The 21,052-nt window shown below is 38.4% G+C and carries 19 protein-coding genes, 2 tRNA genes and 3 rRNA genes; 13 read left to right on the top strand and 11 right to left on the bottom strand.

What is annotated here, in order from left to right; genetic code table 11:
• From VMW81_04035 to VMW81_03975, 13 genes are all read left to right on the top strand, one after another.
• The coding region (locus VMW81_04035; GenBank protein HUU50105.1) for an Hsp70 family protein at nucleotides 1–492 on the top strand (492 nt) is incomplete at its 5' end.
• A 14-nt stretch (nucleotides 493–506) separates the two neighbouring features.
• Nucleotides 507–956, top strand: a complete 450-nt coding sequence (locus VMW81_04030) for an Hsp20/alpha crystallin family protein (GenBank protein ID HUU50104.1) — start codon at nucleotides 507–509, stop codon at nucleotides 954–956.
• 79 nt (nucleotides 957–1,035) lie between these two features.
• Nucleotides 1,036–2,139: a molecular chaperone DnaJ gene (gene dnaJ, locus VMW81_04025; GenBank protein ID HUU50103.1), complete on the top strand. Its 1,104-nt coding sequence runs from the start codon at nucleotides 1,036–1,038 to the stop codon at nucleotides 2,137–2,139.
• 23 nt (nucleotides 2,140–2,162) lie between these two features.
• Nucleotides 2,163–3,011, top strand: coding sequence for a zinc metalloprotease HtpX (htpX, locus tag VMW81_04020; protein HUU50102.1), 849 nt, complete (start codon nucleotides 2,163–2,165; stop codon nucleotides 3,009–3,011).
• Nucleotides 3,012–3,163: 152 nt separating this feature from the next.
• Nucleotides 3,164–3,799 (top strand): nucleotide exchange factor GrpE, encoded by a 636-nt coding sequence (locus tag VMW81_04015; protein HUU50101.1) that lies wholly within the window; start codon nucleotides 3,164–3,166, stop codon nucleotides 3,797–3,799.
• A 51-nt stretch (nucleotides 3,800–3,850) separates the two neighbouring features.
• Complete coding sequence (dnaJ, locus tag VMW81_04010) at nucleotides 3,851–4,957, top strand: molecular chaperone DnaJ (protein ID HUU50100.1); 1,107 nt, start codon at nucleotides 3,851–3,853, stop codon at nucleotides 4,955–4,957.
• Between the two features lie 37 nt (nucleotides 4,958–4,994).
• Entirely contained in the window at nucleotides 4,995–5,402 is a 408-nt protein-coding gene (locus tag VMW81_04005) for a DUF1844 domain-containing protein (GenBank protein HUU50099.1), read from the top strand.
• A 39-nt stretch (nucleotides 5,403–5,441) separates the two neighbouring features.
• Complete coding sequence (locus VMW81_04000) at nucleotides 5,442–5,663, top strand: DNA-directed RNA polymerase subunit omega (protein HUU50098.1); 222 nt, start codon at nucleotides 5,442–5,444, stop codon at nucleotides 5,661–5,663.
• Complete coding sequence (locus VMW81_03995) at nucleotides 5,660–6,607, top strand: ATP-binding cassette domain-containing protein (protein ID HUU50097.1); 948 nt, start codon at nucleotides 5,660–5,662, stop codon at nucleotides 6,605–6,607. Before VMW81_04000 ends, VMW81_03995 begins: the two co-directional genes overlap by 4 nt.
• A complete protein-coding gene (locus tag VMW81_03990) occupies nucleotides 6,607–7,377 on the top strand; it encodes an ABC transporter permease (protein HUU50096.1) in 771 nt (256 codons plus the stop codon). The genes VMW81_03995 and VMW81_03990 overlap by 1 nt, the downstream gene beginning before the upstream one ends.
• A gap of 5 nt (nucleotides 7,378–7,382) precedes the next feature.
• Nucleotides 7,383–8,783: a Gldg family protein gene (locus VMW81_03985; GenBank protein HUU50095.1), complete on the top strand. Its 1,401-nt coding sequence runs from the start codon at nucleotides 7,383–7,385 to the stop codon at nucleotides 8,781–8,783.
• Nucleotide 8,784: 1 nt separating this feature from the next.
• Nucleotides 8,785–10,551 (top strand): DUF4340 domain-containing protein, encoded by a 1,767-nt coding sequence (locus tag VMW81_03980; GenBank protein ID HUU50094.1) that lies wholly within the window; start codon nucleotides 8,785–8,787, stop codon nucleotides 10,549–10,551.
• Nucleotides 10,552–10,878: 327 nt separating this feature from the next.
• Complete coding sequence (locus VMW81_03975; GenBank protein ID HUU50093.1) at nucleotides 10,879–11,160, top strand: integration host factor subunit alpha; 282 nt, start codon at nucleotides 10,879–10,881, stop codon at nucleotides 11,158–11,160.
• Between the two features lie 14 nt (nucleotides 11,161–11,174).
• Here the strand turns inward: VMW81_03975 and queA are convergent, their stop codons facing one another.
• The 11 genes from queA to VMW81_03920 form a co-directional block, all read right to left on the bottom strand.
• Nucleotides 11,175–12,227: a tRNA preQ1(34) S-adenosylmethionine ribosyltransferase-isomerase QueA gene (queA, locus tag VMW81_03970; GenBank protein ID HUU50092.1), complete on the bottom strand. Its 1,053-nt coding sequence runs from the start codon at nucleotides 12,225–12,227 to the stop codon at nucleotides 11,175–11,177.
• Nucleotides 12,228–12,261: 34 nt separating this feature from the next.
• Nucleotides 12,262–12,480, bottom strand: coding sequence for a DUF2905 family protein (locus VMW81_03965; protein HUU50091.1), 219 nt, complete (start codon nucleotides 12,478–12,480; stop codon nucleotides 12,262–12,264).
• Between the two features lie 15 nt (nucleotides 12,481–12,495).
• Complete coding sequence (ruvB, locus tag VMW81_03960; GenBank protein HUU50090.1) at nucleotides 12,496–13,551, bottom strand: Holliday junction branch migration DNA helicase RuvB; 1,056 nt, start codon at nucleotides 13,549–13,551, stop codon at nucleotides 12,496–12,498.
• A 1-nt stretch (nucleotide 13,552) separates the two neighbouring features.
• A complete protein-coding gene (gene ruvA, locus VMW81_03955; GenBank protein ID HUU50089.1) occupies nucleotides 13,553–14,155 on the bottom strand; it encodes a Holliday junction branch migration protein RuvA in 603 nt (200 codons plus the stop codon).
• Nucleotides 14,156–14,194: 39 nt separating this feature from the next.
• Nucleotides 14,195–14,686, bottom strand: coding sequence for a crossover junction endodeoxyribonuclease RuvC (ruvC, locus tag VMW81_03950; GenBank protein ID HUU50088.1), 492 nt, complete (start codon nucleotides 14,684–14,686; stop codon nucleotides 14,195–14,197).
• A 21-nt stretch (nucleotides 14,687–14,707) separates the two neighbouring features.
• Complete coding sequence (locus VMW81_03945; GenBank protein ID HUU50087.1) at nucleotides 14,708–15,457, bottom strand: YebC/PmpR family DNA-binding transcriptional regulator; 750 nt, start codon at nucleotides 15,455–15,457, stop codon at nucleotides 14,708–14,710.
• A 148-nt stretch (nucleotides 15,458–15,605) separates the two neighbouring features.
• Nucleotides 15,606–15,722, bottom strand: a 5S ribosomal RNA gene (gene rrf / locus VMW81_03940).
• Between the two features lie 44 nt (nucleotides 15,723–15,766).
• Nucleotides 15,767–18,823: ribosomal RNA gene (locus tag VMW81_03935) — 23S ribosomal RNA — on the bottom strand.
• Nucleotides 18,824–18,973: 150 nt separating this feature from the next.
• A tRNA-Ala gene (locus VMW81_03930) sits at nucleotides 18,974–19,049 on the bottom strand.
• Between the two features lie 38 nt (nucleotides 19,050–19,087).
• Nucleotides 19,088–19,164: transfer RNA gene (locus tag VMW81_03925), tRNA-Ile, on the bottom strand.
• Between the two features lie 166 nt (nucleotides 19,165–19,330).
• Nucleotides 19,331–20,890, bottom strand: a 16S ribosomal RNA gene (locus VMW81_03920).
• The 16S, 23S and 5S rRNA genes sit together here with 2 tRNA genes alongside, the layout of an rRNA operon.
• Between the last annotated feature and the right edge of the window lie 162 nt (nucleotides 20,891–21,052).

The following is a 21,052-nucleotide window of genomic DNA, read 5'->3' as shown; positions in this document are numbered from 1 at the left end:
GGTATCGTTAATGTCTCTGCAAAAGACCTTGGCACAGGAAAGGAACAGAAGATAACCATAACCGCTTCGAGTGGGCTCGCTGAAGAAGAGATCAACAAAATGGTAAAAGATGCTGAGGCTCACGCAGCAGAAGATAAAAAGAGAAGAGAGGAAATAGATATAAAAAATCAAGCAGACACCCTTATCTATTCTACAGAAAAAACTTTGAATGAAAACAGAGACAAGCTTGGTGAAGAGGATATCAAGACATTAGAAAATGCTCTTAAAGAGGCAAAAGAAGCTCATTCGAGTGGAAATATAGAAAAAATTAAAGAGACCATGGAAAACCTGGAAAATGCCTCTCATAAATTGGCAGAAACAATGTATCAAAAAGCCCAGTCTCAACAGCAGCAAGCACCTCCAGGCGGTCAGCAAAAGCAAGAAGGTCCTCAAACCAAACCTGGTGGTGATGATAATGTTGTCGATGCAGAATTTGAAGACACAGACAAATAAAGGAGATGTTAATCTTGGCTATAAGGCGAGGGGGCCCTTTTAGAGATTTGATCTCACTCCAAGAGAGAATGAACAGACTCTTTGAAGAGAGCTTATCGAGTTTAGGGGAAAAAGAAGAAAAACTCTTTCCTGGTACCTGGTCACCAGCTATTGATATTTATGAGACTCCTGAAGAGCTGATAATCAAAGCTGAGCTTCCCGGTATCGATATCAGTGATATTGATATAGAGATAAAGGACAATACCCTTTTCTTAAAGGGAGAAAGAAGATTTGAAAAACGGGTAACAGAGGAAAATTATCATCGCATGGAGATGTCTTACGGTCCTTTTCAGAGGTCCTTTACTCTTCCAAATATTGTTCAACACACAAAGACAAAGGCAAAACTAAAAGATGGTATTTTAGAAATAATTTTACCTAAGACTGAAATTAAAAAAACGAAAAAAATAGAGGTCGAGATAAAATAAGACTTCCCTCTTAATAATAAAAGGCTTTTAAAAACAGAGGAACAAAAAAAGATCTTTTAAATAAAATTTATTTAAACTTATGGCTACAACAACAAAAAGAGACTATTATGAAGTACTTGGCGTTAAAAGAAATGCCACTGAAACTGAAATCAAAAAGGCTTATAAAAAATTAGCTCGAAAATACCATCCTGATGTTAACCCAAACAATAAAGAGGCAGAAGAGAAGTTTAAAAAAATCTCAGAGGCATATCATGTACTGTCAAATAAAGAGTTGAGGAAGAAGTATGACCAGTTCGGTCATAGTGAAAGATGGGCTCAAGAGTTTGGAGGTTTTGATTTCAGTGGCTTTGACTTTAAAAACCCATTTTCATCTGCAGGATTTGGATCGATAGTTGAAGATATTTTCGGAACCACGACCAAAACGAAAACCCGCGCTCCTTCCAAGGGAAAAGACCTTCAGTATTCTATGGAAATCGGTTTTATAGATGCTGTGAAAGGGATCTCAACAAATATCAGTATAAACAAAGAGGCAAGCTGTTCTGAATGTAGTGGTTCAGGTTTAAAAGAGGGTGGTAGCAAATCAACCTGCCCGGATTGCAGGGGTTCCGGACAAATCAATGTCTCAAAAGGCCATCTAAGATTTAGTCAAACGTGCAATAGATGCTTTGGCACGGGATATTTAAACATGGAACCCTGCAAAAATTGTAATGGCAAAGGCACTGTATTAAAAAATGAAAGATTAAGGGTAAAAATACCGGCTGGTGTTGATACGGGTTCAAAGGTCAGACTGGCTGGAAAAGGAGAACCTGGGATAAATGGTGGTAGTTTAGGCGACCTTTATATTATTACTAAGGTCCATCCTCACCCACTTTTTGAGAGAAGGGGTGATAATATATATACTGAACTCCCCATTACCATTGGTGAAGCTGTTTTTGGTGCAAAGATTGAGGTTCCCACAATAGATGGACAAAGCCTTATGAAAATTCCTCCAGGAACCCAAAATGGACAAAAGTTTCGCTTGTATGGTAAAGGGGTCCCTCATCTCAAAGGTGGTGGAAGAGGTGATCAATATATAACTGTGAAGATTTCGATACCAAAAAATTTAGATGAGAATTCCAAAGAGCTTTTAAAAGAATTCGAAAGATTAAATCCTCATAAACCACGGAAAGATATTAAAGTTTAGATTTAAAATTGGAGGTGTTTTAGATGACCAATACTTTTAAAACGGGTATACTCCTTATCTGCTTAACAGCGCTGATAATGGTTATAGGGAGGTATTTTGGCGGTCAACAGGGAATGATTATTGCCTTTATATTCGCGATGATGATGAATTTTGGAAGCTACTGGTTTTCAGATAAAATCGTGCTTAAAATGTATAGAGCCAAAGAGGTCACTCCTCACGAAGAACCAGAATTACACTCAATTGTATCAGTGCTGGCTATGAAAGCCAATATACCCAAACCAAAAATCTATACGATCCCCTCTGAAACCCCGAATGCCTTTGCTACTGGAAGGAACCCTAATCATGCTGCAGTAGCGGTCACTCAAGGAATACAAAGAATTTTAAACAGGGAAGAATTAGAAGGGGTTTTGGCCCATGAATTATCCCATGTTAAAAATAGAGACATCCTGATAAGCTCTATTGCAGCTACTCTGGCAGGGGTAATTATGATGATTGCCTCCTGGGCAAGATGGGCAGCGATCTTTGGCGGGATAGGAAGAGGGAGCGATGATGATAATAATGGAGGGATTTTTGGGTTTTTGGTTGTTGCTATTTTAGCTCCTTTAGCCGCTACTTTAATTCAATTAGCTATATCGAGGTCCAGAGAGTATCTCGCAGACTCTACAGGAGCCAGGATAGCTGGAAATCCCGCGGGTCTGGCAAATGCATTGGAAAAATTAAGCTATGCCTCGAAAAGGATTCCTATGGAAGCAAATCCATCAACAGCCCATATGTTTATCGTGAATCCTTTATCTGCGAGATCATTAATGAATCTCTTTAGCACCCACCCTCCGATTGAGAAAAGAGTCGAAAAATTAAAGAGAATGTCTTAACTTGAATTGAATCATTGGCTATCTAAAGAGATATTGGTATGTTTTCTGGATAATTTACTTCTTAAAATATTACTGAGGAGCAAAGATATTAACTAGTATTCAAAAAGGTCATTTTTTATTTTACTATACGCTTTTTCATCTGGAGAGAGATTATGGAAGATAAAAAAGAGAGAAGAAATATCAAGGAAGAAAACAACAAATCTCAATTTTCGGTTAGTGATAAGCGTTTTTGGGCAAAGAAGAGAGAAGGAGAGGAGGAAGCAAAAGAACCAGTGGAAAAACACCCTACCTTCGTGGAACAGTTAAAAACAGAGCTTGAAAACAAAGATAAAAAGTTAAGGGAATATATTGATTCCTTTAAGAAAATGCAAAAAGAAAATGATAATTTCAGGAATCGATTAGAAAAAGATTCTATAAAAAGCGTTGAAAGGGAAAAATCTAAATTTATTGCTAAGTTCCTTGAGATAATGGACAATCTTGATAGAGCTGTTGATTCTGCCAAAAAGACAGGGGACATTAACTCCCTTATCGAAGGTATTAAGATGATCCATAACCAATTTTCAAATTTTTTAAAGACGGAAGGTGTAGAACCTATAGAAACTATTGGTAAAGAATTTGACCCGAATGTTGGAGAAGCAGTAGAGGTTTTGTCGGTATCTAACAAAAAGGATGATAATGTTGTATTAGAGGAAATCCAAAAAGGTTATAAGATGAACGATCTATTAATAAGACCGGCTAAGGTGAGGGTTGGAAAGCTCATTCAAAAAACTTCTAAAGAGGATCAATGATAACTTTGTCTCAAATGATGATTTGCGAAACCAAGGAATAGGTAGATAAAGATGATAAAGAAGGATTATTATGAAGTATTAGGAGTACCTCGAAACGCTTCTGGAGAGGAAATTAAAAAGAGCTATAGAAAAATGGCTCTAAAGTATCATCCTGATAGAAACCCTGGGGATAAAAATTCGGAAGAAAAGTTTAAAGAGGCTTCTGAGGCCTACGAAGTACTTAGAGATCCTGAAAAAAGGACGATTTATGATAGATATGGTCATGAAGGGCTCAGGGGAACTGGTTTTACTGGATTCAAAGGTTTTGAAGATATTTTTTCAAGCTTTAGTGATATATTTGAAGATTTCTTTGGTTTTGGTGGTTTTACAGAAACGAGGCGAAGGTCAGTAGAGCAAAGGGGAGCTGACCTGAGGTATGATCTAAACATATCTCTTGAAGAAGCTGCTTTTGGAAAGGAAACCGAGATCGCCTTTGAGAAGTATGATGAATGTAAGACATGTAATGGCTCCGGCGCTAAAAAGGGAACATCCCCTAAAAGATGTCCAACCTGTGGAGGAAGAGGACATGTAACAACCTCTCAAGGCTTCTTTAGTATCAGCAGAACATGTCCACATTGCAGAGGAGAAGGAACAACAATACCGAATCCGTGTACACAATGTAAAGGGAGAGGGCTTGTAAAGGTTAAAAAGAATTTAACAGTAAAGATTCCCGCAGGTGTAGATACTGGTGCGAGGCTCAGATTGGAAGGGGAAGGGGAAGCTGGTTTGAAAGGAGGACCGAGAGGAGATCTATACATTCGTATCAATGTAGAGCCTCATGAATTCTTCCATAGGGAGGGAGATGACATTTTGTGTCAGGCAACCATCTCATTTCCTCAGGCAACCCTAGGCGATGAAATCGAAGTCCCCACTCTTAATGGTCCAAAAAAAGCCAAGATTCCTAAAGGAATCCAGCACGGAGAAACGATTAGATTAAAGAGAGGAGGTATCCAGAATTTGAAAGGTTTTGGAAAAGGTGATCAGATAATACAATTTCTTATCAAAACCCCAACAAATCTCTCCAGGAAAGAAGAAGACCTTTTGAGAGAATTTGACGGTTTGGAAAGGAATAAAAAAACAGAAGAAAAGGGATTTTTTTCCAGATTTAAGAACAATTAGCAGTTTTTTTTGTCTAATTTATTTCGAGGGATAAATTATGAATCAAGAAAAAAATGGTGACAAAGGTTTTAAAGTAACCGATCGGAGATTCGAATCAATCTCAGAAAACGAGAGAAAAAAGAAAGACGAAACCATAGATAAAGAACAGAAAAAATCAGAGGGAACATTCGAGGAAGAACAGAAAGAAAAGCCTCCCCTTCCTGAAGTAAATTTTACCAACTTTATCTTGTCACTTAGCACCTCTGTTCTTTTGAACTTTGGCGATATTCCTGACCCGGTTTCAAAGGAAAAGAAAAAGGATCTAAACATGGCAAAACAGACCATAGATATTATTGGAATGCTACAGGAAAAGACCAAAGGAAATCTTAATAAAGAGGAAGAATCACTTATAGAGAGTCTCCTTTACGATCTGAGAATGAGATACGTCAAAGAGAGTAGCCAATAATGGCTGAAGAAATTAAAAGATATAAAAGGAAGGTTTAATATGATGAGAAAAGATAGATTATCTGATGCAATAAAAAAGATTCCTAATAGATTTCTTTTTATTAATGTTGTGGTAAAAAGGATTCATCAATTAAAAAAAGATAATAATATCATTAAAAATGATGATATCTCCCTTGAAGATAGGGCTTTGGAAGAATTGATAGATGGTAAACTTGAAATCAGTTTCAAAGATAAAACAAAAAATCAAGAAGAAAAAAAATGATAGAAGTAGAAAATTTAACCAAATTTTATGGGGCTAAACCAGCCATACAAGATATATCCTTTAAAGTAGAAAAAGGGGAAATCCTTGGACTTTTAGGCCCAAACGCAGCCGGCAAAACAACGACAATGAGGATACTAACCTGTTTTTTCCCTGCTACCAGCGGTTCAGCTAAAGTTGCTGGTTTTGACGTTTTCAAAGAATCTATTAATGTCCGAAAAAGGATTGGTTATCTCCCAGAAAATGTACCATTGTATACTGATATGTCTGTATCGAGTTATCTTAACTTTGTCGCTCAGGTAAAAGGTGTTCCTCTCAGAAACAGGAAAAAAAGTATCTCAAGAGTAATAGACCATTGTGGTATTGGAGAATTCTCTCGTGTAATTATAGGAAAGTTATCTAAGGGATATCGCCAAAGGGTTGGTTTGGCTCAGGCACTATTAAATGATCCGGAAGTACTCATTTTAGACGAACCAACCATTGGTTTGGACCCGAGACAGATCATAGAGATCAGAAACCTCATTAAAAACATGGCAGGTGAAAAGACAATTATTTTAAGCACTCATATCCTGCCAGAAGTGAGCATGACTTGCCAGAGAGTAATCATTATTAATCAAGGTAAGGTCGTAACAATTGACACCCCAGAAAATTTAAATAAGAAACTCCGTAAATCCATGGAATTAGAGCTATCGATTGAAGGTCAACCTGATAATATCATCAAATGTTTAAAAGATGTTAAAGGGGTTTTGAGCGTCACTAAAAAAGAAGATCCTCATGAAAATGTTAGTAGCTACTTAATAGAATCGGATAAAAACCTAGATATCAGAAAAGACCTCTCTAAGATCATCGTTCAGAATAACTTTGGGCTTTTGGAAATGAAATCTATCGACATGAGTCTCGAAGATATATTCATTAAATTGGTTACCGAGGAAAAAGGAGAATATTAATGAGAAACATCTATCCTATTTTTAAGAAGGAAGTAGCTTCTTATTTTTCTTCTCCTATTGCATATATCGTAATCACAATATTCCTTTTGATATCAGGTTATCTTTTCTATAGCGGTTTTGCATTCTTTAGCCTGATAAGTCTTCGGTCTATGGGTAATCCAGCAATACTAGGAAAATTGAATATCAATGAAGGAGTGATAAAACCCTTATATGGAAATATGAGCATCATTCTCTTATTGATGATGCCCCTATTAACTATGAAGCTCTTTTCCGAAGAGAAAAAGAGCGGCACGATTGAACTGCTATTAACCTATCCTATTAAAGATTTAGAAGCGATTCTGGGAAAATTCTTTGCTTGTCTCTTACTCTTCTTCTTTATGCTATTATCAACCGCTCTTTATCCTCTTTTATTAATCCTCTTTGCAAAACCTGAAATTGGCCCAATCCTCTCTATTTACCTTGGTCTTTTTCTTATGGGGACTGCCTTTATTTCATTAGGAATCTTGGCCTCCTCCTTGACTGAGAACCAAATCATAGCTGCAACGATCACTTTCGGTACTCTTTTTTTCCTTTTCCTAATCGGCTGGGCATCCAGTTTTGTTGGCAGTTCATTTGGAAAAATTTTAGAGCATTTATCTATTATGAACCATTTTACGAATTTTTCTAAAGGAATAATCGATACCAAGGATATTATTTTCTATATCAATTTCACTATCTTCTCTCTCTTCCTCACCTCGAGATCTCTTGAATCTAAAAAATGGAGGGGTTAAAAAATATGAATCCCAAAAAGGGCCTACTGACAAATTTTCTCACAAAGCGTTCTACCAGATACGGTGTGAATATGTTATTGATGATACTTATCTTTTTGGGTATCATTATCTTTATCGAGGCTATCTCGGTAAGACATCATAAAAGAATTGATTTAACAGAAGATAGTAGATACTCACTGTCTCAACAATCCCGCCAAGTCCTCTCGTCTCTTCAAAAAGATGTTAAAGCAACCGCTTTTTATAAAGAGGGACAGAGAGATAAAGATTCAATCAGGGACCTTTTAGATCAGTTTGTGTATCATTCTAAACGATTCAAGTTTGAATTCATTGACCCTGATCGAAATCCTGTTAAAGCCAATAAATATAAGATTGATTCTTACGGAACGATAGTCGTGGAAAGCAACGGGAGACAAGAAAAGGTCTATATGGGAGATGAGGAAAAGATTACCAATGCTATTTTAAAGGCCACAAGCGATAAAAAAAAGACGATCCATTTTGTCAAAGGGCACGGAGAAAATGAAATATTAGATTTTGGCAAAGATGGTTATAGTGCTGCAAAAATGGCTTTAGAGGATGAAAACTACTATGTCAAAGAGTTATTCCTTCTAAGAGAAGAGATGCCTCATGATGCTTCTCTTTTGGTTATAAGCGGTCCTAAAAAAGACTTTTTCGAGCCAGAGATAGAGAAGATTGAGACTTACATAGAAAAAGGGGGAAGGGTTTTATTCATGATAGATCCTTATACCTCTTCTCGTATTAAAGAGTTTTTAAAAAAATACAGTGTTATATTAGGGGATGATATTATTGTTGATGTACTGAGTCGTTTGTTTGGGGCAGATTATCTGACACCTGTTGTTTCAAACTATAGATATCATCCTATCACCAAGGATTTTAACATAGCATCCTTTTTCCCTGTATCTCGTTCTGTAGAAGTAGATAAAGAAATAAAAGAAGGGATCTCAGCAGAAATTCTGGTCTCCACAGGTGATGGAAGCTGGTCTGAAACGGATAAAAAGAGTATAGAAGAAGGAAAACCTGCCTTTGATGACAAAAAGGATCGTAAGGGGCCTATACCTGTTGCTGCGGTGGTAACGATTGAAAACAAATCGAAAGGGGAAGATGATAAAAAAACTCGAAAGGCAAGCCTGGTTGTTTTTGGAGACTCAAATTTTGCAAACAATACTTATTTTAGGCTCTCAGGGAATGGAGATCTTTTTCTTAATACAATAGGCTGGTTGGCTGAAGAGGGAGAACTGATAGCAATCAGAAAAAAAAGAAAGAATATAAGCCCCGTTGTTTTAACCAGATTCCAAGGAAAAGTAGTATTTTGGTCCTCGGTAATTTTCCTCCCCTTGACCGTCCTTCTGATTGGAGCTGTTGTATTCCAAAAAAGGAGAAAGAAATGAAATGAGTTTCAAAAAGACTTTGCTCTTAGGCCTTTTATTAATAATAATAGGAAGTTATTTTTATCTTTATGAATTCAAAGGAGAAAAAGAAAAACAAATAAAAGAGGAACAGGCGAGAAAGGTTTTTCTCTTCTCTACAGAAAACATAGAAAAAATTAATTTAAAAAGAGCAAAAGAAAAGATTATTCTTAAAAAAAAAGGGTCTGACTGGGAATTAGAAAGCCCTGTTCAATATAAGGCTGATTTAAAAGAAATCAATACGATTATTGAAACATTACTGAATGCTGAGAAAGAGAGGACAATAGAAGAAAATCCATCAGATCTATCTCTCTTCGGTCTTAAAGATCCAAAAATAGAAATCCTTATAAAGTTAAAAGATAACCCAACCCTTAAAGGTATCTTATTTGGAAATAATAACCCCACCAATGAATTTATCTACGTAAAGACTACGGACAATCCCGAGGTTTTTCTTACCGATATCTCCATTGAAAAAATCATTGATAAGGGAAGTTATAATCTTAGAGACAAGTCCCTTGTTGATATAGATATAAATGAGATAAATAAAATCGATTTTATCTCTAAAAATTCTAAAAAGTTTACTGTTGAAAAAGAGTCTGTGGATAATTGGAATATCAAAAAACCTTTAGAAACAAAAGGAGATAAAAATAAGATAGAAAATCTATTAGTAAAATTTAAAAATGCCGCGGTCAAAGAATTTATTGATGAACCAAAAACTCTCTCTTCTTATGGACTGGACAAACCTAATTCTAAAATAGTTTTTTGGCTTGGAGATAAAGAAAAAACTCGATCACTTCTCATTGGTAATGAAGATAATGTTAAAAAACAATTCTTTGCCAAAAGAGAGGATATGCCAACTGTATTTCTGATTGAAAAAGACTTGATAAAAAACCTCCCAAAAGTAGCAAATGATTTGAGAGATAAGACAATCCTGGTCTTTAATAAAGAAGATGTTTTAAAAGTAGAATTTAAACAAGATAAAGAAAAACCTATTGTCCTTAAAAAAGAGAATGATATCTGGAATATCATCCAACCTATTGAAACAAAAGCAGATGAATTAGAAATTAATAATATCTTGTGGACATTGGAAAACAGCATGATAAAAGATTTTATAGATGATCATCCAAAAACTCTAAGCCCTTTTGGATTAGATGAACCGCTAAGAGAACTGAAATTATGGCAAAAAGGGGAAAAGAAACCAGGGGTGCTATTGTTTGGCTCAAACACCCCTAAAAAGGAAATATACTCAAAGCTTAAAAATAAAGACTCTGTATTCATGCTTGAATCAAATATTGTGGATAAAATTTTTAAATCACTGTTTCATCTTAGAGACAGAAGGCTTATAGTATTTAAAGACGAGGAATTAGAAGAAATTTCTATTAACTTAGAAACAAAGAATATATCTTTGAAAAAGAAAAAAGGGAAATGGGAGCTTAAAATTTCTGATAGGAAAAGAAAAAAGATTAATGAGATCAATGTAAAAGAAATATTATGGGGTTTAAACGACATTAAATTTCTTGACATTCAACATATTAAAGACCCCTCTCTTCTTAAACTGGGAAATTTTGAATTAAAGATCACATTGTTACAGAAAAAAGGAAAAGAACTAGACACAATGTTTTTTTATAAAGATATTTCTCAAGATCATTTTGCACTTGCTAAAGTTAAGTCTAAGAATATTGTTTATAGTATAAAAAGAGAATCGCTGGATAGCTTGAAAAACTCGATAAAGAAGCTTTCAGAACCCTAAGAATATAGAATCCATCTCTCTATTAAGTTTTCTTACTCTTAGCGTCTCCTTTTAAAAAACTTTTTTAAATTTCCCCTTTTGCTTCTCTTATTTTTATCTTCTCAATTTAGTTGTTAGCTTTTTATTTTAATGATAGAGAAAAATTTCATAAATTTTAAAAAATTTAGAATTTTTCACTTAAAAATACCCACTGAGAGAAATCATTAAATTTAAAAAAATATTTGATTTTACTTGACAAATATGTTATTTATTTCTTATCTTAAAAAAAAGATCATTAGTAATCTTTTTTAAAAACATCTATTATTCATTATTAAAGGGGAGATTGCTATGACAAAGATAGATGTAATAAACAAAGTAGCGGAACAGACTAGATTATCAAAGGTTAAGGCTGAAGAGGCTGTAGAATTGGTTCTCGATTTAATGAAAAAGACTTTAAAGAATGGAGAACCTATTATCCTAAGAAGATTCGGTTCCTTTCAGGTGAGACAAAAAAGGGAAAGGGTCGGACGAAATCCAAAGACAGGTCAAGAGGCAGGAATTCCGGCACGAAAGGTAGTAAGATTTAAATACGGGAAACACTTTAAAGAAGCTGTCAATAGCAATCCATAAAAAATCTTTTAATTTTAGAGTAATAACATAGCATCTCCATAGCTGTAGAATCTGTATTCTTTTTTTATTGCCTCTTTATAAGCCCGTAATATAAAATCTTTTCCACCAAAGGCACAAACGAGCATCAAAAGGGTTGATCTAGGTAGATGAAAATTCGTCAGGAGGGCATTGACGAGTTTAAACCTATACCCTGGATAAATAAAGAGATCCGTATAACCTGATGGTTTAATTACCCCCCCCTCCGAATTAACCGATGTTTCCAAAACCCTCAAACTAGTCGTGCCAACTGCAATTACTCTTTTACCATTTCTACTAGCCCTATTAATCCTTGATTTTGCAAACTCATCTATATTATAAAATTCTTTATCCATCCTATGATCCTCAACCTTTATAACTCTAATAGGTTCAAATGTCCCATAACCGATATGTAATGTAATGGTTATGATTTCAATTCCCCTCTCTCTTATATTGTTAAGAAGTCTTTTGGTAAAGTGTAAACCTGCTGTAGGCGCTGCCACTGATCCTTTTTGATTTGCGAAAACTGTCTGATAAGCTCTTTTGTCTAAAGCATAAAAAGGAGTATAGCCTGATTCACCATAATTTCTCTTGATATAAGGGGGAAGAGGAACAAAACCATATTTAGATAGAGTTTTATAGAAATCTTTATCATATTCAAACAGTATTACACCTCTATCAGGTTTCTTTTCAATGATCTTTCCTACTAATTCCCCCTTCCCAAATATGATTCTTGTCCCCTCTGAAACCCTCGCAAGGGGTTTTATCAAAACCTCCCAAATATCTTTTGATCTCTTATTAATCAATAAGACTTCAATTCTCCCTCCTGTATTTTCCTTTTTACCAAGAAGTCTGGCAGGTATGACCTTTGTATTATTCAAAACGATGATATCTGTCTCTTTCAGATAATCTATAATTCTGAAAAATAATGTATGTTCAATAGCTTTTTTTCTCCTATCTAATACCATAAGCCGTGATTTTTCCCTTTCTTTTATTGGGAACTGGGCAATACGGCTTTTAGGAAGAATATAATCGAATTCAGATACTTTCATTGATAAAGATAATTTAACGAAAAAACTAAATTAGTCATTTACCTCTAAAAAAGATTGAAAAGAGGAGGGTTAAAATAATACTGATTAGGATTGAAGTGGTTAAAGGAAAATAAATAGTAAAATTTTTTCTTTGGAGATATATATCACCAGGAAGTTTGCCAATAAAAGGAGTTCTGCCAATAAAAGCTAAAATAATTCCAATGATGATGAAAAGAAAACCTAATAAAATTAATATTTTACCGAAATAACTCACTTTTTAAGATTATATCTATAACAATTTTTCCTGTAAATTGTTGATAGAATTATCCTCTTGAGAACAGATTCCAAGATGCTTATAGGCCAGTGGAGTAGTTACTCTTCCCCTCTGTGTCCTACACATATACCCACATTGAATGAGAAAGGGTTCATATATATCTTCAATAGTATCCTTTTCTTCATTCAATGCTGTTGCTAAAGTCTCTATACCAACCGGACCCCCATTAAATTTTTCTATTATGGTCAATAACAATTTTCTATCCATCTTGTCCAACCCTGACTCATCTACCTCTAACATTTGCAATGCTCTCTTCGCTACCTCTTTAGAAATCTTGCCGTCTTCCTTAACCTGTGCGAAATCTCTAACCCTTTTTAAAATTCTATTTGCTACCCTTGGTGTACCTCTTGCGCGTTTTGCTATTTCACTTGCGCCTTCATGGTCTATTTGAATACCAAGTATATCTGCAGACCTCTTAACAACTAAGAGTAATTCCTCCTTGTTATAATATTCTATCCTGTGAATCACCCCAAATCTATCTCTTAAGGGAGATGTTAAAAGACCAGCCCTTGTTGTGGCTCCAATAAGGGTGAATCTTGGTAAATCTAATTTTACTGTTTTCGCACTTGGCCCCTGTCCGATTATTATATCTAACTTAAAATCTTCCATGGCAGAATAGAGCATTTCTTCGATAATATGAGGTAATCTATGGATCTCATCAATAAACAATATGTCATGGTCAGCCAAATTCGTCAGTATTGCTGCTAAATCACCTGTTCTATCAATCAATGGTCCAGATGTACTTCTTATATTCACTTTCATCTCAAAAGAAATAATATGGGCTAAGGTTGTTTTTCCTAATCCAGGGGGACCATACAAAAGAACATGGTCCAAAGATTCAGACCTTTCCCTAGCAGCCTGAATAAAAATTTTTAAACTTTCCTTAATCTTCTCTTGACCAATATATTCATCAAACGTTCTTGGTCGAAGCCTTAGATCAAGGCTTCTATCTTCTTTACTGATAACCAAACTATCCTTTTCTGTATCTAATTTTTTATCTGATTTTTTCATCCTACCTCGCTAAGGATTTTAGAGAGCTTTTTAGAATTTCTTCAAATGTTGCATCTTCTCGTAAATTTTGTCTGATTTTTTTTATAGCTTCCAGAGCTATTTTTTTATTATAACCTAAATTAATAAGTGCTGAAATACAATCTAAAAGCTTTTGATCAAAATCTTTATCCTCTTGTGTTATGTCTTCTTTCTTACCAAAATCATGAGAGATTCTATCTTTAAGCTCTAAAGTAATTCTTTCCGCTGTCTTTCGACCAACCCCTGGTATAGAACTTATCCGTGCAATATCATTTCTTAATATAGCCCTATATAATTCTTCTACAGATGATCCTGATAAAATATTTGTAGCCAGTTTTGGACCTATTTTTGATATTCCTATAAGAGATTCGAACAAACTTTTCTCTTGAGTAGTAAGGAAACCATAAAGAGATATTCCATCATCTTTAACATGGGTATATATATTGAGACTTAGATGTAAATTTTTGTCTGGAAGATTATAGTAAGTTGAATAGGGAACAAAAATCTTATAACCGATACCATTGACATCGATAATAATATACTCGATGGATTTGTATGACAATACTCCTGAGATTTTAGCTATCATTTATTATTTCAAATATGATAAAGACAATATTAGAAAAAGTTAAGAATTCTTCAAATATCTATTAAAAGTCGAGGTATGAATATGACATATTGCTATTGCTAGAGCATCAGCTGCATCTTCAAGAACTGAATCATTTTTTAAATTTAATAATCTCAATATCATACTCTTAACCTGCTCCTTATCCGCCCTTCCATATCCAACAATTGATTTCTTTATCTCCAGAGGAGTATATTCTACCACATCGATATCCATACATGCTGCTGCTAGTATTGCTACTCCACGGATGTGACCTAATTTAAGTGCTGTTTTAACATTCTTTGAATAAAACAAATCCTCTACAGCTACAGTATCAGTCTTATAACTTGATATTATTTCTTCTAACTCATCTTTTATAGACTTTAAACGTTTAGGAAAAGATAAATGAGAAGATGGAGAAATAACACCCCATTTAAGGGCTCTTAATTTTTTATCCTTCTCTTCTACGACACCATATCCTGTCTTCATCCCAGGATCGACTCCTAGAACAAGCATTTAAAATCCTTTTCAAATAAACTATACTTCTATTGTCTCCATAACCTCTTTTGGTATATCAAAATTGGCATATACTTGTTGCACATCATCGTGATCTTCAAGGCCTTCCATCAATTTCAGCATTTGCTGGGCTTCTTTCCTCTCCAATCTTACCGTACTTTGAGGCACCATAGTAATTTCTGCAAAAGATATTTCAATATTATTTTGTTTTAAGCAATTCTCAATATTCTCGAAGCTCTCTGGAGTCATGGTTATTTCATACTGGCCTTCTGATCTCTTTACATCTTCTGCGCCCTCATTCAAAACAATATCTATTAATTCATCTTCATTTACCTTATCTTCTTCAATCATTATCAGACCTTTTTTCGAAAACATCCATGATACACAACCTGTTTCACCCAGACTCCCTCCATTTTTAGAAAATATATATCTTATTTCTGAAACAGTCCTATTTTTATTATCAGTAAGCACATTAACCAGAACAGCTACCCCTCCTATTCCATATCCTTCATAACTCACCTCTTCATAATAAGTTCCTGGCAATTCTCCTGTTCCTTTTTGTATCGCCTTTTTAATGTTATCATTTGGCATATTTGCATCCTTTGCAGCCTGGATTGCTGTCCTCAAACGAGGATTTCCATCAGGATGCCCTCCTCCTATTCTTGCAGCAGCAGTAATCTCCTTAATCAATTTCGTAAATATCTTTCCTTTTTTAGCATCCATAGCAGCTTTTTTATGCTTAATACTTGCCCATTTTGAATGGCCAGACATAAATACTTCACCTCTTAAAAAATAAGAAAATTAATACTATTCATAAAACCTTTTTAGCAAATTTAAAAAATAAAGTAAAGAAAAAAGCTTTTTTAAGATTCTTAACAAAATTATAAAAAAAACCTGCAAGATATTGCAGGTTTTTTTATCCCGGCAGTGACCTACTCTCCCACACCGTCTCCAGTGCAGTACCATCGGCGCTGGAGGGCTTAACTTCCGTGTTCGGAATGGGAACGGGTGTTTCCCCTCCGCTAAGACCACCGGAAAATATAATTTCTAAAATTTGGATCTAAAAGAATATTTTATATTATGGTCAAGCCTCACGACCAATTAGTACTGGTAAGCTTAACACATTACTGTGCTTCCACATCCAGCCTATTAACCTTGTAGTCTTCAAGGGGTCTACCGTTCCTCTCGAAAAATCGAGAAGAAAGGGATATCTTATCTTGAGGTGGGCTTCCCACTTAGATGCTTTCAGTGGTTATCCCTTCCGAACATAGCTACCCAGCAATGCCCCTGGCGGGACAACTGGCACACCAGAGGTTCGTCCATCCCGGTCCTCTCGTACTAGGGACAGCTCCTCTTCAAATATCCTTACGCCCCACGACAGATAGGGACCGAACTGTCTCACGACGTTCTAAACCCAGCTCGCGTACCGCTTTAATCGGCGAACAGCCGAACCCTTGGGACCTGCTTCAGCCCCAGGATGCGATGAGCCGACATCGAGGTGCCAAACCTCCCCGTCGATGTGAACTCTTGGGGGAGATCAGCCTGTTATCCCCGGCGTACCTTTTATCCGTTGAGCGACGGCCTTTCCACACAGAACCGCCGGATCACTAAGCCCTGCTTTCGCATCTGCTTGACCTGTAGGTCTCGCAGTTAAGCTCCCTTATGCCTTTACACTCTACGGCTGGTTTCCAATCAGCCTGAGGGAACCTTTGGGCGCCTCCGTTACTTTTTAGGAGGCGACCGCCCCAGTCAAACTGCCCACCTGACACTGTCCTCACCCCGGATTCACGGAGTTAAGTTAGAATTCCGTAACAATAAGGGTGGTATTTCAAGGTTGACTCCACCTCAACTAGCGTTGAGGCTTCAAAGTCTCCCACCTATCCTACACATACTGCAACAAAATCCAATGCCAAGATACAGTAAAGGTGCACGGGGTCTTTCCGTCTTGTCGCGGGTAACCGGCATCTTCACCGGTACTACAATTTCACTGAGTCCCTCGTTGAGACAGCGCCCAAGTCGTTACGCCATTCGTGCAGGTCGGAACTTACCCGACAAGGAATTTCGCTACCTTAGGACCGTTATAGTTACGGCCGCCGTTTACTGGGGCTTCGGTTCAAAGCTTCTTCCTCAGTTTCCCTCAGAATAACCTCTCTCCTTAACCTTCCAGCACTGGGCAGGCGTCAGTCCCTATACATCGTCTTGCGACTTTGCAGAGACCTGTGTTTTTAGTAAACAGTCGCCCAGGCCATTTCTCTGCGACCTCTTCATGCTCCCCGAGCAAGTCGGTTTACACTAATGAGGCACCCCTTCTTCCAAAGTTACGGGGTTAGATTGCCGAGTTCCTTAACGAGGGTTCTCTCAAGCGCCTTAGGATACTCTCCTCACCCACCTGTGTCGGTTTACGGTACGGTCACCCTAGTAGCTCGCTAGAGGTTTTTCTTGGCAGCGTGGGATCAACCAGTTTATGTCCCAAAGGACTCCTCATCGCCTCTCGGAGTTAGTGGTTCAACGGATTTGCCTATTGAACCCTCCTACTGGCTTAAACCGGGACATCCAGCACCCGGCTGGCCTACCCTTCTGCGTCACCCCATCACTCAAACGCTACTTTGGTGGTACAGGAATATTAACCTGTTTCCCATCACCTACGCCTTTCGGCCTCGGCTTAGGATCCGACTAACCCTGAGCGGATTAACCTTCCTCAGGAAACCTTGGGTTTACGGCGAACGGTTTTCTCATCCGTTTTATCGTTACTTATGCCGACATACTCACTTCTATTTCGTCGACCAGTCCTTTCGGTCTGGCTTCAACCTATAATAGAACGCTCCCCTACCGCCCATAGAGAGCCTTAGCTCTTTACGGACCCGCAGCTTCGGTAATAGGCTTAAGCCCCGTTAAATTTTCAGCGCAGGAGCACTTGACCAGTGAGCTGTTACGCTTTCTTTAAAGGATGGCTGCTTCTAAGCCAACCTCCTGGTTGTCTAAGCATTCCAACAACCTTCTCCACTTAGCCTATATTTCGGGACCTTAGCTGGCGGTCTGGGCTCTTTCCCTCTTGACTATGGAGCTTATCCCCCACAGTCTGACTCCTACAATAAAAGTTAATGGCCTTCGGAGTTTGGTTGGGTTTGGTAACCTGGTAGGGCCCCTAGTCCATCCAGTACTCTACAACCATTACTTAATTTGTAAGGCTATACCTAAATATATTTCGGGGAGAACCAGCTATCTCCGGGTTTGTTTAGCCTTTCACTCCTACCCACAGTTCATCCCCCAAGTTTTCAACCTTGGTGGGTTCGGGCCTCCACAGACTGTTACATCTGCTTTACCCTGACCATGGGTAGCTCACCCGGCTTCGGGTCTACTCAATGCAACTAAACGCCCTATTAAGACTCGCTTTCGCTACGGCTACACCTCACGGCTTAACCTTGCTGCACAGAGTAACTCGTCGGCTCATTATACAAAAGGCACACGGTTACACTGTTCAGCTACTGGTTGCCCAGCAGCATTCCATAGTGCTTCCATTGCTTGTAAGCATTTGGTTTCAGGTTCTATTTCACTCTCCTCACCGGAGTCCTTTTCACCTTTCCCTCACGGTACTTGTTCACTATCGGTCGCCAGTAAGTATTTAGCCTTAGGAGGTGGTCCTCCCAGATTCCCACAAGATTCCTCGGGTCCCGTGGTACTCAGGAACTCAGTTCAAAGAGAATGTTACCTTTCGTTTACTGGACTATCACCGTCTATGGTAGGTCTTTCCAGACCTTTCAACTAAATAACATTTTTATAACTCTTCGGCGAAGTCGTACCTTCACCTAACTGAGTCCTACAACCCCAATTCTATAACACGTACGAGTTATTGCATAGAATTGGTTTGGGCTATTTCCTTTTCGCTCGCCGCTACTGGGGAAATCGCTTTTGCTTTCTTTTCCTCAGGGTACTTAGATGTTTCAGTTCCCCTGGTTCTCTCCCATACCCTATGAATTCAGGTAAGGGTATCTTGAGATTAATCAAGATGGGTTTACCCATTCGGATATCTCCGGATCAAAGCCTGTTAGCGGCTCCCCGAAGCTTATCGCAGCTTACCACGTCCTTCATCAACTACTAGCGCCAAGGCATCCACCAAATGCCCTTAGTAGCTTGACCATAATTTTTTTTAAATGTAAGCTACATTAAGATGCTTTTGATTACCCAAATCTATTCAATTTTCAAAGAACAATAACAATTCCTTTTAGTCAATACTCAGTATCCAGTAACCATTTTTTAGGTTCCTGGATACTGATTACTGGCTAAAATTGGTGGAGAATACCGGGTTCGAACCGGTGGCCTCCGCCTTGCAAGGGCGGCGCTCTCCCATCTGAGCTAATTCCCCAGATATCTAATAATCTTGATATTAAATAGCAAAAATAATGGTGGGCCTACCTGGAGTCGAACCAGGGACCTCACGCTTATCAGGCGTGCGCTCTAACCATCTGAGCTATAGGCCCTACTAATTCTATAGGTTGTTAAATTAAGGCCTATGCCCTAAAAAAAATTGCTATATATTACTTTTTAAACAATAAGAGATGCATTACTTCATTATGAGTTATCGATCTAGAAGAACAATCAGATAAGAAAGATTTCAATCTTTCTTTCTCATCGTTTTCTCCTTAGAAAGGAGGTGATCCAGCCACAGGTTCCCATACGGCTACCTTGTTACGACTTCACCCCAATTACCAATCATACCATCGGCACCTGCCTCCCTTGCGGGTTAGCTCAGTGACTTCCGGTACAATAGACTTTCGTGGTGTGACGGGCGGTGTGTACAAGGCCCGGGAACGTATTCACCGCACCATGCTGATATGCGATTACTAGCGATTCCTCCTTCATGAAGTCGAGTTGCAGACTTCAATCTGAACTGAGACCTGTTTTCTGGGATTAGCTCCCCCTCGCGGGTTCGCAGCCCTTTGTACAGGCCATTGTAGCACGTGTGTAGCCCTGGATATAAAGGCCATGAGGACTTGACGTCATCCCTACCTTCCTCCGGATTATCACCGACAGTCCCCTTAGAGTTCCCGGCATGACCCGCTGGCAACTAAGGGCAAGGGTTGCGCTCGTTGCGGGACTTAACCCAACATCTCACGACACGAGCTGACGACAGCCATGCAGCACCTGTGTATCTGCCCCGAAGAGAATTTCCATCTCTGGAAACGTCAGATACATGTCAAACCCAGGTAAGGTTCTTCGCGTTGCGTCGAATTGAACCACATGCTCCACCGCTTGTGCGGGCCCCCGTCAATTCCTTTGAGTTTCAGCCTTGCGACCGTACTCCCCAGGCGGGGCACTTAATGCGTTAACTTCGGCACAGAAGGGGTCGATACCTCCTACACCTAGTGCCCATCGTTTACGGCTAGGACTACCGGGGTATCTAATCCCGTTTGCTCCCCTAGCTTTCGCGCCTCAGCGTCAGTAGTGGTCCAGAGAGCCGCCTTCGCCACCGGTGTTCTTCCCAATATCTACGCATTTCACCGCTACACTGGGAATTCCACTCTCCTCTCCCATACTCAAGTCAGAGAGTTTCAAACGCCCTTCCTCTGTTAAGCAGAGGGCTTTCACGTCTGACTTTTCTGACCGCCTACGCGCTCTTTACGCCCAATAATTCCGAACAACGCTTGTCCCCTCCGTATTACCGCGGCTGCTGGCACGGAGTTAGCCGGGACTTCCTCTGGCAGTACCGTCAGATCCATGAATTATTCATTCTTAGATGTTTCTTCCTGCCTGACAGAAGTTTACGACCCGAAGGCCTTCATCCTTCACGCGGCGTTGCTGCGTCAGGGTTTCCCCCATTGCGCAAGATTCCCCACTGCTGCCTCCCGTAGGAGTCTGGACCGTGTCTCAGTTCCAGTGTGGCTGGTCGTCCTCTCAGACCAGCTAACCATCGTAGCCTTGGTAGGCTATTACCCTACCAACAAGCTAATGGTGCGCGAGCTCATCCTTGAACAATAGCTTCCATGTAGAGGCCATCTTTTACCACCCCCCGCTTACGGGGTGTGGTCTTATTCGGTATTAGCATTCCTTTCGGAATGTTATCCCCAATTCAAGGGCAGATTACTCACGTGTTACTCACCCGTTCGCCACTTTACTCACCCTCCGAAGAAGGCTTTCTCGTTCGACTTGCATGTGTTAGGCACGCCGCCAGCGTTCGTTCTGAGCCAGGATCAAACTCTCCAATTGTTAGATTAAATTTAAATGGAATTGTTTGAACCCACAAATTGGCAATGCATCTCTTATTAAGCTTTCAAAGAACAATAATTTAAGAAAGATAATTATATTAACTTTACCTCTCAAGTTTGTCAAGAAAAATATCAATTATACAGCAGAATGAATGAGAATCTG

It is taken from the genome of Nitrospinota bacterium, assembly GCA_035528715.1.
Classification (GTDB): Bacteria; JADFOP01; JADFOP01; order DATKYB01; family DATKYB01; genus DATKYB01.
This window is presented reverse-complemented; position numbering and strand designations above follow the sequence as displayed.